The 12,506-nt window shown below is 67.0% G+C and carries 13 protein-coding genes; 3 read left to right on the forward strand and 10 right to left on the reverse strand.

The window, feature by feature from the left end; translation table 11 throughout:
• Nucleotides 1–11 precede the first annotated feature (11 nt).
• Nucleotides 12–1,103, reverse strand: coding sequence for an iron-sulfur cluster carrier protein ApbC (gene apbC, locus ACZYSP_RS21690; protein WP_093077402.1), 1,092 nt, complete (start codon nt 1,101–1,103; stop codon nt 12–14).
• A 75-nt stretch (nt 1,104–1,178) separates the two neighbouring features.
• Here apbC and ACZYSP_RS21695 point away from each other — a divergent pair, with 75 nt between their 5' ends.
• Nucleotides 1,179–2,375 (forward strand): patatin-like phospholipase family protein, encoded by a 1,197-nt coding sequence (locus ACZYSP_RS21695; RefSeq protein ID WP_097198231.1) that lies wholly within the window; start codon nt 1,179–1,181, stop codon nt 2,373–2,375.
• Nucleotides 2,376–2,388: 13 nt separating this feature from the next.
• Here ACZYSP_RS21695 and ACZYSP_RS21700 read toward each other — a convergent pair whose 3' ends face one another.
• Entirely contained in the window at nt 2,389–3,633 is a 1,245-nt protein-coding gene (locus ACZYSP_RS21700; protein WP_489016487.1) for a diaminopropionate ammonia-lyase, read from the reverse strand.
• Nucleotides 3,634–3,638: 5 nt separating this feature from the next.
• Nucleotides 3,639–4,826, reverse strand: a complete 1,188-nt coding sequence (locus ACZYSP_RS21705; RefSeq protein WP_489016489.1) for a M20 aminoacylase family protein — start codon at nt 4,824–4,826, stop codon at nt 3,639–3,641.
• Nucleotides 4,827–4,910: 84 nt separating this feature from the next.
• On the opposite strand from ACZYSP_RS21705, the gene ACZYSP_RS21710 reads away from it, so the two are divergent.
• A complete protein-coding gene (locus ACZYSP_RS21710) occupies nt 4,911–5,381 on the forward strand; it encodes an Lrp/AsnC family transcriptional regulator (RefSeq protein ID WP_093077408.1) in 471 nt (156 codons plus the stop codon).
• Here the strand turns inward: ACZYSP_RS21710 and ACZYSP_RS21715 are convergent.
• The 6 genes from ACZYSP_RS21715 to ACZYSP_RS21740 form a co-directional block, all read right to left on the reverse strand.
• Nucleotides 5,350–5,853, reverse strand: a complete 504-nt coding sequence (locus ACZYSP_RS21715) for a hypothetical protein (protein WP_489016491.1) — start codon at nt 5,851–5,853, stop codon at nt 5,350–5,352. The two genes, ACZYSP_RS21710 and ACZYSP_RS21715, sit on opposite strands and share 32 nt — an antisense overlap.
• An 87-nt stretch (nt 5,854–5,940) precedes the next feature.
• Nucleotides 5,941–6,618, reverse strand: coding sequence for a YceH family protein (locus tag ACZYSP_RS21720; RefSeq protein WP_307616243.1), 678 nt, complete (start codon nt 6,616–6,618; stop codon nt 5,941–5,943).
• A gap of 47 nt (nt 6,619–6,665) precedes the next feature.
• Nucleotides 6,666–7,364 carry a phosphodiester glycosidase family protein gene (locus tag ACZYSP_RS21725; protein WP_093058027.1) on the reverse strand — a complete coding sequence of 233 codons (699 nt, stop codon included), beginning with the start codon at nt 7,362–7,364 and terminating at the stop codon, nt 6,666–6,668.
• Nucleotides 7,365–7,389: 25 nt separating this feature from the next.
• Entirely contained in the window at nt 7,390–8,424 is a 1,035-nt protein-coding gene (locus ACZYSP_RS21730) for an isocitrate/isopropylmalate dehydrogenase family protein (RefSeq protein ID WP_093178690.1), read from the reverse strand.
• 74 nt (nt 8,425–8,498) lie between these two features.
• Entirely contained in the window at nt 8,499–8,921 is a 423-nt protein-coding gene (locus ACZYSP_RS21735) for a hypothetical protein (RefSeq protein WP_093077415.1), read from the reverse strand.
• Nucleotides 8,922–8,953: 32 nt separating this feature from the next.
• Nucleotides 8,954–9,589: an LbetaH domain-containing protein gene (locus tag ACZYSP_RS21740; protein WP_489016494.1), complete on the reverse strand. Its 636-nt coding sequence runs from the start codon at nt 9,587–9,589 to the stop codon at nt 8,954–8,956.
• 102 nt (nt 9,590–9,691) lie between these two features.
• On the opposite strand from ACZYSP_RS21740, the gene metG reads away from it, so the two are divergent.
• On the forward strand, nt 9,692–11,782 hold the full coding sequence (gene metG, locus ACZYSP_RS21745) for a methionine--tRNA ligase (protein WP_440532437.1): 2,091 nt from the start codon (nt 9,692–9,694) through the stop codon (nt 11,780–11,782).
• Nucleotides 11,783–11,830: 48 nt separating this feature from the next.
• On the opposite strand, the gene ACZYSP_RS21750 is transcribed toward metG, so the two are convergent.
• Complete coding sequence (locus ACZYSP_RS21750) at nt 11,831–12,502, reverse strand: GntR family transcriptional regulator (RefSeq protein WP_093058031.1); 672 nt, start codon at nt 12,500–12,502, stop codon at nt 11,831–11,833.
• Nucleotides 12,503–12,506 lie beyond the last annotated feature (4 nt).

Consider the following 12,506-nt stretch of genomic DNA (forward strand, 5'->3'; position numbering starts at 1 on the left):
GACGCCGTTCCTCAGGTGTTCTTGCTGATCGAGATCGTCGGAAACTTCGCCGAAAAGTCCTTGGCCTTCTCCGCAATGCCGACGGCCACTCGACGTGCAACCGCCTTGTAGATGCCTGCCACGTCCCCTTCAGGATCGGACACCACAGTCGGCGCCCCACTGTCGGCCTGCAGACGGATCTTGATGTCCAGCGGCAGCGCGCCGAGGTATTCCATCTGATATTCAGCCGCCATCTTCTTGCCGCCGTCCGCGCCGAAGATGTGTTCGGCATGGCCGCAGTTCGAGCAGATGTGCACCGCCATGTTCTCGACGATGCCCAGGATCGGCACGCCGACCTTCTCGAACATCTTGATGCCCTTCTTTGCGTCGAGCAGCGCGATGTCCTGCGGCGTGGTGACGATCACCGCGCCCGTCATCGGTACGCGCTGGCTCAGGGTGAGCTGAATATCGCCGGTGCCCGGGGGCATGTCGACGATGAGGTAGTCGAGGTCTTTCCAGTTGGTCTGGCGCAGCAGCTGCTCCAGCGCCTGTGTGGCCATGGGACCGCGCCAGATCATGGCCTGGTCCTGGTCGACCAGGAAGCCGATGGACATCACCTGCACACCGTGGCGCTCCATGGGCTCCATGGTCTTGCCGTCGGCGCTGTCGGGGCGGCCTTCGATGCCCATCATCATGGGCTGGCTCGGGCCGTAGATGTCGGCGTCGAGCAGGCCGACCGTGGCGCCCTCGGACGCCAGCGCCAGCGCCAGGTTGGCCGCCGTGGTGCTCTTGCCCACGCCGCCCTTGCCCGAGGCCACCGCGATGATGTTCTTGACGTTGGGCATCAGCTGCACGCCGCGCTGCACCGCATGGCTGATGACCTTGGTGACGATGTTGACCGACACGTTCTCCACGCCCGGCACCGCCTTGGCGGCAGCCACCAGCGCCTTGCGGATGGCCGCGTGCTGGCTCTTCGCCGGGTAGCCGAGTTCGAGGTCGAACGAGACGTCGCCCTCCGAGACCTGGAGGTTTTTGAGCGACCGGGTCGCCACGAATTGCTTGCCGGTGTTAGGGTCCGCGACGGCCTTGAGCGCGTCCATGAGCCCATCTGGGGTGAGTGCCATTGATCTAACTCCTGAATGGCGGGTAGTCTAGTGCGCTCTCCGAGCCAGCATCGAACAGCCTCCCAATAACCAAAAATGCCAGAGACAAGCCCTGTCGCCACCGGCCTCCTGCTCACCGGGGGCGGCGCCCGGGCTGCCTACCAGGTGGGCGTGCTGGAGGCCATTGCCGAGATCCGGCGCTCTGTCGGCCCTGCCGCCGGCACGGGCAACCCCTTTCAGGTCATCACCGGCACCTCGGCCGGAGCCATCAACGCAGCCGTGCTGGCCTGCGGCTGCGACAACTTCGACCACGTGGTGGCACACATCGCCGAGGTCTGGGGCCAGTTCCGCGCCGAGCAGGTGTACCGCGCCGATTCGCTTTCGGTGATTGGTAGCGGCGCGCGCTGGCGCATGCTGCTCGGGCTCGGGCGCTTCGCGGCCAACTGGATGCGCATCAAGCCGAAGTCGCTGCTCGACAACACGCCGCTGGCCGAGCTGCTGCAACGCATGGTGCCGCTCGACCGGCTGCCGCAGCTCATGAAGGAAGGCCACCTGCAGGCGCTGGCCGTGACGGCTTCGAGCTACAGCTCGGGCGAGCACGTCACTTTCTTCGAGGCGGCCGTGCCGATGGAGCCATGGGTGCGCTCGCAGCGCCTGTCGGTGCGCGACCGCATCACGCACACCCACCTGCTGGCGTCGTCGGCCATTCCCTTCGTGTTCCCGGCCACGGCCTTGCCGATGCAGGGGCACACCGAGTACTTCGGCGACGGCTCGATGCGCCAGTCGGCGCCCATCGCGGCAGCCATTCACCTGGGCGCGCAGCGCATCGTGGTGATCGGCGCGGGCCGCATGCACGAGCCGCGCGACGCCGACGCGCCCAACACCCACAGCGGCTATCCGACGATGGCGCAGATCGCGGGCCATGCGCTGTCGAGCATTTTTCTCGATGCGCTGGCGGTGGACATCGAGCGCTTGCGCCGCATCAACCACACGCTGGGACTGATTCCCGAAGAGGCGCGCGCGGCGAGCGCGCTGCGCCCGCTCGACCTGCTGGTGATCTCGCCGTCGGAGCGCCTCGACGTGATCGCGGCGCGCCACGTCGACGCCCTGCCCGGCGCGGTGCGGCATCTGCTGGGCGGCTCGAAGGTGGCGGCCGATGTGAAGGGCGGCGCGCTCGCGAGCTACCTGCTGTTCGAGTCGGGCTACACGCGCGAGCTGATGGCGCTGGGGCGCGCCGATGCGATGAAGCAGCGCGACGAGGTGCTGCGCTTCTTCGGCTGGAACGTGGCCTGAGAGGTCTGGCCGCTCAGGTGGCGGCCTGCTCGACCATGCCCTCGCGCGCCATCCACTGCCGCTGCGCCGCGACGACCTCCTCGCCTGATCGCCCCGTCAATGCGCGATACACCCCGGGCGCGGTTGCGCCTTCGGTGCTGATCAGCAGCACGCGTGCATCGGGGCCCAATCCCGAGGTATCTCGGGCCGCGGGGTCGGCTGCCAGCACCTGCAGCGCCGCCAGGCCGGCCGCGCCGGATTCACCGCTCAGCACGGGTACGTCGCCCGCCTCGCCGCTCGCGAGCGTGTGCATCGCCTGCTCGGCCTGCGCGTCGGTCACGGTCATGAACAGGTCGACGGCCGGTTGAAGAAAGCGCCACGCGAGCGGCGAGGTTTCGCCGCAGGCCAGCCCCGCCATCACCGAATCGACCGAGCCCGTTGCGCGATCGGGCCGGCCGCTGCGCGCGCTTTGCAGCAGGCAGTCGGCCTGCTCGGGCTCCACCACGATGAAGGTCGGCCGCGCCGCACCGTAGCGCTCCCAGAAATGGCTGACGACGCCCGCGGCCAGCCCACCCACGCCGCCCTGCACGATGACGTGGGTGAACGGGCACGGCGCACCGGCGGCAACGTCTTCGAGCAGCTCGTCGGCCAGGATGCCGTAGCCCTGCATCACATCGCGCGGCACCTCTTCGTAGCCGTCGTAGGAGGTGTCCGAGACCACCTCCCAGCCGTTGATGCGGGCAAGGCGCGCGGCCTCTTCCACCGACTCGTCGTAGTTGCCGGCGATACGCACGATCTCCGCGCCGAGCGCGGCAATCGGCGTTTCGCGCTCCTCGCTGACCTGGGCATGCAGCACGATGACGCAGCGGCAGCCGATGCTTTGAGCGGCCGCAGCGAGCGCGCGGCCGTGATTGCCGTCGGTGGCGCTGACGACCACGAAGTCGCGCAGCGCCGCTGCATGCCTGCCCGCCAGAAGCTCCGCGGGCGTCCATCCGCGGTCGGGCCATCGGCGCAGCACGAGCCGCAGCAGCGCAATGGGCGCGCCCAGCACCTTGAAGCTGCCGAGCGCCGAGCGCTTGGATTCGTCCTTGACGACCACCTGGCCGATGCCCAGCTGCGCCGCCAGCCGGGGCAGCGGCCATGCCGGCGTCGGGTTCGGCGCGAGCCGGTTCCAGTGCGACAGCCACTGCCGGCTCTCCTGGCCGCGCGCGATGTTCATCACCTCGCTCAACGATTCGTCATAAGCGCTACGCCGCGCCTGGGGGTTGGTGAACAGCATGCCAGTCAGCCTCTGGTTTCAGTGTGTAGTGGAAGGCGCAGGCGAACGATCTCCGCGAAATAGCGGGCGCCCGTTGCGAGCACCTCATCATTGAAGTCGTAGCTGCCGTTGTGCAGCGGCGTGCCGCCCGGCTCGCCTTCGGCGCCGTTGCCCAGGAACACGAAGGCGCCGGGCACGACTTTCAGGAACGCGCCGAAGTCTTCCGAAATCATCATCGGCGCCACGTTGGCATCGACGTTCTCGGCACCCACGATAGCCGTGGCGGCGGCAACCGCCGTTGGCACGCATTCGGCCCAGTTCACGGTGGGCGCGAACTCGTGCGTGTAGCTGAATTCGCATTCGGCACCATGCATGCGGCAGATGCCCTCGCTGATCTCGCGCATGCGCTTGGCCAGCATCTGCTGCACCGCCGGGTCGTAGCTGCGCGTGTCGCCCTTGATCACCACGTTCGACGGAATTGCATTGCGGATGCCGTCGGTGATGAACTCGGTGCACGAAACCACCGCCTGCGCACCCGGGTCGAGCGTGCGCGAAACGATGCTCTGCAACGCCAGCACGATCTGCGCACCGATGACGATCGGGTCGATGCCCATGTGCGGCCGCGCTGCATGCGTGCCGCGGCCCTTCACATGGATCACGAAGTTGTCTTCGCTCGCCATGAGGCCGCCCGTGCGCGTGGCGATGGTGCCGGCGCGCATGCCGGGCATGTTGTGCAGGCCGTAGATCTCGTCGACCGGAAAGCGATCGAACAGGCCGTCGTCCATCATCGCCTTCGCGCCGCGGCCGTGCTCCTCTGCCGGCTGGAAGATGAAGCGCACGGTGCCGTCGAAATCCTGCCGCTCGCGCAGCAGCTGCGCCGCGCCGAGGATGATCGACATGTGGCCGTCGTGGCCGCAGGCGTGCATCTTGCCGGGCGTGCCAGAAGCGTAGGCGCGGTCGGTGGGCAGCTCGGTGATGTTGAGCGCGTCCATCTCGGCGCGCAGGCCGATCACGCCCTTGCCGCTGCCCACCTTCAGGTTGGTCACGAGGCCGGTGCCGCCGATGCCGGTATGCACCTCGAGGCCCAGCGCCCTCAGCACCCGAGTGACGAAGGCCGAGGTTTTCGCTTCCTCGAAGCCGGTTTCGGGAATGGCGTGCAGTTGCCGCCGCCAGCCGGTGAGCGTTTCGCGCAGGGGTGCATCGGTGAGGTTCATGACGAGATGCTATTGACAATGCGGCGGTATGGGCGCGCAAAATCATCGCCTTCGACGCAACGTTTTTGCGTCACTTCCCACTTCATGACGCCGCTCGACACCCTCGACCTTCGCCTGCTGGAGCTGATCCAGGCGGACAGCCGCATGCCGCAGAGCGAACTGGGCGAGCGCGTGCACCTGTCGACCGCGGCCGTCAACCGGCGGCTCAAGCGCATGCGCGACGAGGGCGTGATCCAGCGCTACGGCGCGGTGCTGTCGCCCGCCGCGCTGGGCCACCCGCTGACCATCGTGGCGGAGGTGGAAACGGAGAGCGAGCAGATCGAACTGCTCGACGCAATGAAGCAGAGCTTCAGGGACTGCCCGCAGGTACAGCAGTGCTACTACGTGACGGGCGAGTGGGACTTCATCCTCGTCTTCGTGGTGCGCGACATGGCGCAATACACGGCGCTGACGCGGCAGCTTTTCTTCCAGAGCAACAACGTGAAGCGCTTTCGCACGCTGGTCACGATGGATGCGGTGAAGCTCAGCCTTGATGTACCTGTTGCCTCGGGCTGATCGCAATCCTTGCCGGCATCAGCATCGACCGCAACAGCAGCGCCATCACGCAGACGATGGGCCCCAGCGCCAGCAGCCGGCCGGGCTCGAACGCCAGCCCAGCCGCCGCGCCGACCGCGCAGCCGATCTTGATCCAGCGCGAGACCGCATCCCAGCCACGCCGATGCGTCACGGCAAACCCGATCAGCGCGGCCCAGCCCAACAGCCCGCCGAACACAGAGAAGACCCAGCTGAGCAGGTAATACGCCGTGTCCATGTCCCGGAACGCGAGTGCCGTGCCCAGGCCCTCCCAGGTATGGCGATAGCCCTCGAAAAAGAAGAAGCCGGTGGCTGAAGCGGCCCAGCAGAAAAACGCATAGAGGCTCGCGACGCCCGCCAGGAGGGCAAGACACGCGAGTGCGCGCCGGGTGATGTCGTCGAAGGGCATGTGGTCGCGCCACGCTGCGGTGTGTCCGATGGGTCCGTTGTCCATGGCCGGTGCTCCATTGATGTGTGCAATGGAGGCCGAAGTTAGACACCGAATGTGCGGGCCGCGTGAAGCCCGCGTGAAGTGGTGCGATCAGCCCTCTTCGGAAATTCCCAGCTCGGAACACACGCGCCCCAGCAGCGCCTTCAGCGACGCTACCTCGGCTTCGAGCCGCGCCACATTGGCTTTCAGCGCCGCGACCTCGCCCAGCGACACGTCGTGCGCGGCATAAGGCACATCGGAGGGCCCAGCCACCTCTTCCGCCGGCGCACCGCTCAGCAGATGCGCCCAGCGGCTCTCGCGCGCACCGGGCAGGCGCGCCAGCTTCACCACCAGCGCACCGGCCTGTCGTTCAGCGAGTTCATTCAGAAAACCTTCGACCGACGAGATGTCGGCGAAGTTGTGCATGCGGTCGCAGGCGATGCGCAATTCGCCCGCCGTCTGCGGCCCGCGCAGCATCAGCACGGTGAGCAGGATGACCGACTGCGACGGGATGCGCAGCACGCGGTCGATGTTGTGCTCGTAGCGGAAGGCGCGCCCGCCGCTGGTTTCCGCGACAAGGCTGTAGCCCTTCAGGCTGTCGATGGCGGCCTGCACCTGCGACTCGGCGAGTTCGAGCACGGGGTTTCGGCTGGTCTTCTGGTTGCAGCCCGACAGCAGGGAATTGAGCGTGAGCGGGTAGCTGTCGGGCACGGTGCGCTGCTTTTCGGCCAGCACGCCGAGGACACGGGTTTCGAGAAGGGACAGAACGGGCAGCGGTGTGGTGGACATGGCTCGGGGATCGATGATGAAACGCAGAAGGCAGGCAGGCGCCGCACTCAGGGCGACGCGACGCCAAGGATAGGCCCCAGTTCCCGCACGAAATCGCTTCTGTGCAGCGCCGTCGAATGCAGTGCCGAAACCGTGCCGTCGAGATACAGCGCGTCCCGGCAGTGGAGCACATCGCGGAAGTAGAGCGCGAACTCGTAGAAATTCACCGGCGTCTCGCTGATGACGAAGATCGCCGTGTGACCGATCACACCGACGCCGTTGCGGATCTTGCGCGAATCGGAATGGGGAATGAAAGCGGGGTGCACGACGCCGCGGCGCAGCAGCAGCGGGCCCGACTGCGTGGCGAGGCGTACGCCCTGCGCCAGCGCCGGGTATTCCGACGACTCGACCACGCGCGGCCCCGTGTCCGACACGAGGAATACGCCGTTGGGCTTGAGGAAGAAATTGCCGGCACCGTCGGCCAGGTTGAGCGGCGCCTCTTCGCGGCCATTGCGCACCAGCAGGCCGACCGGGGAAAAATCCTCGTGGTACATGCCGGCGTTCACCGCGAAGCCCAGTTGGCGGTGACGCTCCTTCAGCCAGGCATCGAGCCGGTCGAAACGCTTGAACGGCACGCCCGCGTCGTCGCGCAGGAACAGTTCGAGCCGCTCGGTACGCAGGTCGACCTTCACCACGGTGAAGCGCGGGTCGGCCGCAGCGAAGCCTGCGAACAGCAGAGCCCCCAGGAGCAGCAGAAGCCTTCTCATGCAGCGCCCGCGAGCCCCGCTCCGGTCAACCGCCGTTGATGCGGCCGACCAGCGCCTTCGTGAACGCCGCCGTGCCCGCCGTGCCGCCGAGGTCGCCCGTGCGCACCTTGTCGATGTTCAGCGTCTCGTCGATGGCCGTGCGCAGGCGCGTGGCCAGTTCGGGCAGCTTCACGTGGTCGAGCATCAGCGCGGCCGCCAGCAGCAGTGCGGTGGGGTTGGCGATGCCCTTGCCGGCGATGTCGGGCGCGGAGCCGTGCACCGCCTCGAAGATCGCGGCGTCGGCGCCGATGTTGGCGCCGGGCGCCATGCCAAGGCCACCGACCAGGCCCGCCACGAGGTCGGACAGGATGTCGCCGAACAGGTTGGTGGTGACCAGCATGTCGAACTGCCAGGGGTTGAGCACCAGCTTCATCGCGCAGGCGTCGATGATGACCGTGTCGAGCTCGAACTTGCCCTTGTACTTCTTCTCGTAGAGGTCCAGGCCGGTCTCCAGGAAGATGCCCGTGAGCGCCTTCATGATGTTGGCCTTGTGCACGATCGTGACCTTCTTGCGGCCCGTGGCCACTGCCGTCTCGAAGGCGTATTCGAGCAGGCGGCGGCTGCCCTGGCGGGTGTTGATGCCGGTGGCCATGGCCACGGCGTGCGGGTCGCCGTCGATGGGCACGTAGTGCTCGTGGCCGATGTAGAGGCCTTCGAGGTTCTCGCGCACGACCACCAGGTCGATCTTGTCGAAGCGGCCGCCGGGAATGATGGTGCGCGCAGGGCGCAGGTTGGCGTACAGCTGGAATTCCTCGCGCAGCCGCACGTTCGATGAGCGATACCCACCGCCCGAAGGGGTTTCGAGCGGGCCCTTCAGGGCTAGGCGGGTGCGGCGGATGCTGTCCAGCGTGGCTTGCGGCAGCGGATCGCCCGACGCCTTGACGCCGCCCAGGCCGGCGATCTGCGTGTCCCAGGTGAAGGGTGCCTTCAGCGCATCGAGCGCGGCCAGCGTGGCGTCGACGATTTCGGGGCCGATGCCGTCGCCGGGGATCAGGGTTGCGGGAATGGAGGGGGTGGTCATCGGCTGCGTCTCGCTTTCTGTATCGGGGGCTGGAGCATACGTCGCGCGCGAGACAGTGCCGAGCGCCCCCACGCTCAAGGCACCTTCTGCTTGAGGTGTTTGTGGTACGCGAAGGTGCCGATGACGCCCTGTACGTAGAAATAGAGGAAGAGCAGCGAAGTGAACACGTTGCCACCGCTGATACCGCCGATGCGCATCATCAGGAACTTGGAATAAATGAAGTAGAGCAGCATCAGTACCGCGCAAACACGGCTCTTCCTGTAGATCCCGAAGGACAGCCCCAGGATCACCGCGACGTCCAGCAGTTGCGCGAGACCGAAGCCGAGCAGGCTCGTCCCCGAAACCGCGATCAGAACGAAGATGAGCGTCACCGCCGCCGAAACCAGGCCGGCGCCCCAGGCAAGACGGATCTTCTTGCGTATGGCATCTGGCACTTGCGGCGCGACGACAGGCATCAGCACTTCCGCGGTCGGTGGGGCAAAGCGATCGTCAGACATGGTCTTCTTCCTCCCTGTTTGTCGCCTCGACTTTATCGGCCGGGCAATTCCTCGTCCACCAGCGTCATGCGGTCCACGACGCGGCCCGGCACAAGCAGGGCACCGGGCGCGATCACCGCATTGGCGCCGATGCGCGCCCCATCTCCGACGAGCGCACCGAACTTGTCGCAGCCCGTGCCCTGCAGCGAGCCGCCCTCGCCACTTCGCACGAGGATCTGCTTGTCGGCACGCTCGTTGCGGTGGTTGCAGATGATGCTGCCGGCTTCCATGTTGACGCCCGCGCCGATCACCGAGTCGCCGACGAAGTTGAAGTGCGCGAGCGCCGTGCCCTCGAAAACGAAGGACGATTTCAGCTCCACGCCCGGCCCGATGGTGCAGCGGGCGTCGACCCAGTTGCCGCCGCGCAGGTAGGCGCCGGCGGCCACGAAACAGTCCGCCCCGAGGATCAACGGACCCTTGAGCACCGCGCCCGGCTCGACCCGGGCGCTGCGGTGAACGGCGACTTCGCCCTCGACGACGTAGTCGCCGGCGGGCAGCCCGGCCAGCAACCGGCGCACGATTTCAGGGGCGCGCGGCGGCAGTTCCCAGGGCAGCGAGGCAGCCCATGGCGCCAGGGGCGAACCGGTGAATCCGGCGATGTAGGCGGCGAGTTCGATGGCATGCGTCATGGGGTCGATGCTGCCATCGAACACCTCCCGGGACGCCGCCACCTAAAATGCCCGGTTCCCGTCAGTCAGTCCAGTCAGCCACTCCCGAAAGCGCCCTTCCCGATGTCCGCCCCGCGCAAGCTCTTCGTCACCACCGCCCTGCCGTATGCCAACGGCAAGTTCCATATCGGCCACATGATGGAGTACATCCAGGCCGACATCTGGGTGCGGAACCAGCGAATGAATGGCGCCGACGTCAACTTCGTCTGTGCCGACGACGCGCACGGCGCGGCCATCACCATCGCGGCCGACAAGGCCGGCGTGACGCCGCAGGCCTTCGTGGCCGAGATCGCCGCGGGCCGCAAGCCGTATCTCGACGGCTACTACATCTCCTTCGACAACTGGCACTCGACCGATGCGCCCGAGAACCACCAACTGGCGCAGGACATCTACCGCGACCTGCGCGCCAACGGCCTGATTGCCACCAAGAGCGTCGAGCAGTTCTACGACCCCGCAAAGGGCATGTTCCTGGCCGACCGCTTCATCAAGGGCGAGTGCCCCAACTGCCATTCGAAGGACCAGTACGGCGACAACTGCGAGGTGTGCGGCGCCGTGTACGCGCCCACCGAGCTGATCAACCCCTACTCGGCCCTGTCGGGTGCAAAGCCCGAACTGCGCAGCTCGGAGCACTTCTTCTTCAAGCTCTCCGACCCGCGCTGCGAGGCCTACCTGAAGGAATGGACCGCCGCCGCGGGCCACGTGCAGCCCGAGGTGCAGAACAAGATCCGCGAATGGCTCTACAAGGACGACGAAGGCAAGGGCGGCCTCGGCGACTGGGACATCAGCCGCGACGCGCCCTACTTCGGCATCGAGATTCCCGATGCGCCGGGCAAGTACTTCTACGTGTGGCTCGACGCGCCCGTGGGCTACCTGGCTTCGCTGAAGAACCTGCTCGACAAGCGCTGCATCGAACTCGGCGGCGACGGCATCTCGTACACCGAGTACATGGCCGACCCCGACCTGGAGCAGGTGCACTTCATCGGCAAGGACATCATCACCTTCCACACGTTGTTCTGGCCCGCGATGCTGCACTTCAGCGGCCGCAAGGCGCCCGACGCCGTGTACGTGCACGGCCACCTCACGGTGAGCGGCGAGAAGATGAGCAAGAGCCGCGGCACCGGCATCGACCCGCTCAAGTACCTGTCGATCGGACTCGATCCCGAATGGCTGCGCTACTACATCGCCGCCAAGCTCAACGGCCGCAACGAGGACATCGACTTCAATCCCGAGGACTTCGTCGCGCGCGTCAACAGCGACCTCGTGGGCAAGTACATCAACATCGCGAGCCGCGCCGCTGGCTTCATCGGCAAGCGCTTCGGCGGCAAGCTGGGCGAGGTGTCGGCCGACGGCGACGCACTGCTGTTCGCGCTGCGCGATGCAGCGCCGCAGCTGCACTCTCTGTACGACGGCCGCGACTACGCCCGCGCGCTGCGCGAGGTGATGGCGCTGGCCGACAAGGTGAACGAATACGTCGACCAGAACAAGCCCTGGGAGCTGGCCAAGAAGGAAGGTGCCGAGGCGCGGCTGCACGACGTGTGCACCGTGTGCATCGAGGCCTTCCGCCTGCTCACGCTGTACCTGAAGCCGGTGCTGCCGGCGCTGGCTGTGAACGTCGAAGCCTTCCTGAAGATTTCGCCGCTGGTCTGGACGGACGCGGCGCAGTCACTGCCCGCGGGCCACGCCATCGGCGAGTACAAGCACCTGATGCAGCGTGCCGATGCCAAGCTGGTCGACAAGCTGTTCGACGCGCCCGAGCCCGCACCGGTTGCAGCCGCGGCGGAAGAAGCGCTGCCGGGCGGCGAAGCCATCGCGCCCACCATCACCATCGACGACTTCGCGAAGATCGACCTGCGCATCGCGAAGATCGTGGCCTGCGAGAAGGTCGAAGGCTCGACCAAGCTGCTGCGCCTGACGCTCGACGCCGGCGAGGGCAAGACCCGCAACGTGTTCAGCGGCATCGCATCGGCCTACCAGCCCGAGCAACTCGTGGGCAAGCTCACGGTGCTGGTCGCCAACCTCGCGCCGCGCAAGATGAAGTTCGGCGTCAGCGAAGGCATGGTTCTGGCTGCGAGCCATGGCGACGAAAAGGCCCACCCGGGCATCCATGTGCTCGAGCCGTGGCCGGGCGCGACGCCGGGCATGCGCGTTCGCTGAAAGAGAAGAAGAAAAAGAAAAACAGGTCCGGCCGGGCGACTGGCCGGGCTAGCCGAACTTGTTGTTCAGCACGAGGTCGGCAAACACCTTGCCGCCCACCGAGATGTGGTCGCGCATCGCCTCCGCGGCGTTGTCCGCGTGGCCCTTCAGGATCCACTCCACCACCCGTTCGTGCTCCCGCTGTGAAGCGGCCAGGCGCCCGGGTTTCTCGAACATCCGCCCCCTGTAAGCCGCGATGCGCAGGCGCACCGTCTGCGCCTGCTCGACGATGAACGGATTGCCGCTGGCACGGTAGATCACGTCGTGCAGCACGGCGTTGGCCTGCTGGTAGGCCTCCGCGTCGTTCGCCTCCGCCTGCGCGGCGGTGCCGGCCAGCGCGCGCAGCAACTCGTCGCGCAACGCCGGGCCGATGCGCAACGCCGCCAGCCGCGCCAGCACGCCTTCAAGCTCGCCCAGCGCTTCCATCATCGCGACCAGTTCGTTCGCCCGCAGCTGGCGCACGTAGATGCCGGTGCGCGGAACGATGTCGACCAGGCCGCGCGCACTCAGCAGCAGCAGCGCCTCGCGCACCGGCGTGCGCGAGGTGTTGAAGCTCAGCGCCAGCGCCTTTTCGTCGATGGGCATGCCGGGCGACAGCGTGCCTTGCTGGATGTCTTTTTCGAGCCGGCCACGGATCTGGTCCTGCAGGCTGGGGGTGTCGAGGGTTTTCGCGGGTTGCATGGGA

The sequence above is a fragment of the Variovorax sp. F042 genome (assembly GCF_057814215.1).

What these genes read in the sequence shown, in the direction of transcription:
- apbC (WP_093077402.1), bottom strand. Translation starts at nt 1,103, where the DNA reads ATGGCACTCACCCCAGATGGGCTCATGGACGCGCTCAAGGCCGTCGCG.
- ACZYSP_RS21695 (WP_097198231.1), top strand. Translation starts at nt 1,179, where the DNA reads ATGCCAGAGACAAGCCCTGTCGCCACCGGCCTCCTGCTCACCGGGGGC.
- ACZYSP_RS21700 (WP_489016487.1), bottom strand. Translation starts at nt 3,633, where the DNA reads ATGCTGTTCACCAACCCCCAGGCGCGGCGTAGCGCTTATGACGAATCG.
- ACZYSP_RS21705 (WP_489016489.1), bottom strand. Translation starts at nt 4,826, where the DNA reads ATGAACCTCACCGATGCACCCCTGCGCGAAACGCTCACCGGCTGGCGG.
- ACZYSP_RS21710 (WP_093077408.1), top strand. Translation starts at nt 4,911, where the DNA reads ATGACGCCGCTCGACACCCTCGACCTTCGCCTGCTGGAGCTGATCCAG.
- ACZYSP_RS21715 (WP_489016491.1), bottom strand. Translation starts at nt 5,853, where the DNA reads ATGGACAACGGACCCATCGGACACACCGCAGCGTGGCGCGACCACATG.
- ACZYSP_RS21720 (WP_307616243.1), bottom strand. Translation starts at nt 6,618, where the DNA reads ATGTCCACCACACCGCTGCCCGTTCTGTCCCTTCTCGAAACCCGTGTC.
- ACZYSP_RS21725 (WP_093058027.1), bottom strand. Translation starts at nt 7,364, where the DNA reads ATGAGAAGGCTTCTGCTGCTCCTGGGGGCTCTGCTGTTCGCAGGCTTC.
- ACZYSP_RS21730 (WP_093178690.1), bottom strand. Translation starts at nt 8,424, where the DNA reads ATGACCACCCCCTCCATTCCCGCAACCCTGATCCCCGGCGACGGCATC.
- ACZYSP_RS21735 (WP_093077415.1), bottom strand. Translation starts at nt 8,921, where the DNA reads ATGTCTGACGATCGCTTTGCCCCACCGACCGCGGAAGTGCTGATGCCT.
- ACZYSP_RS21740 (WP_489016494.1), bottom strand. Translation starts at nt 9,589, where the DNA reads ATGACGCATGCCATCGAACTCGCCGCCTACATCGCCGGATTCACCGGT.
- metG (WP_440532437.1), top strand. Translation starts at nt 9,692, where the DNA reads ATGTCCGCCCCGCGCAAGCTCTTCGTCACCACCGCCCTGCCGTATGCC.
- ACZYSP_RS21750 (WP_093058031.1), bottom strand. Translation starts at nt 12,502, where the DNA reads ATGCAACCCGCGAAAACCCTCGACACCCCCAGCCTGCAGGACCAGATC.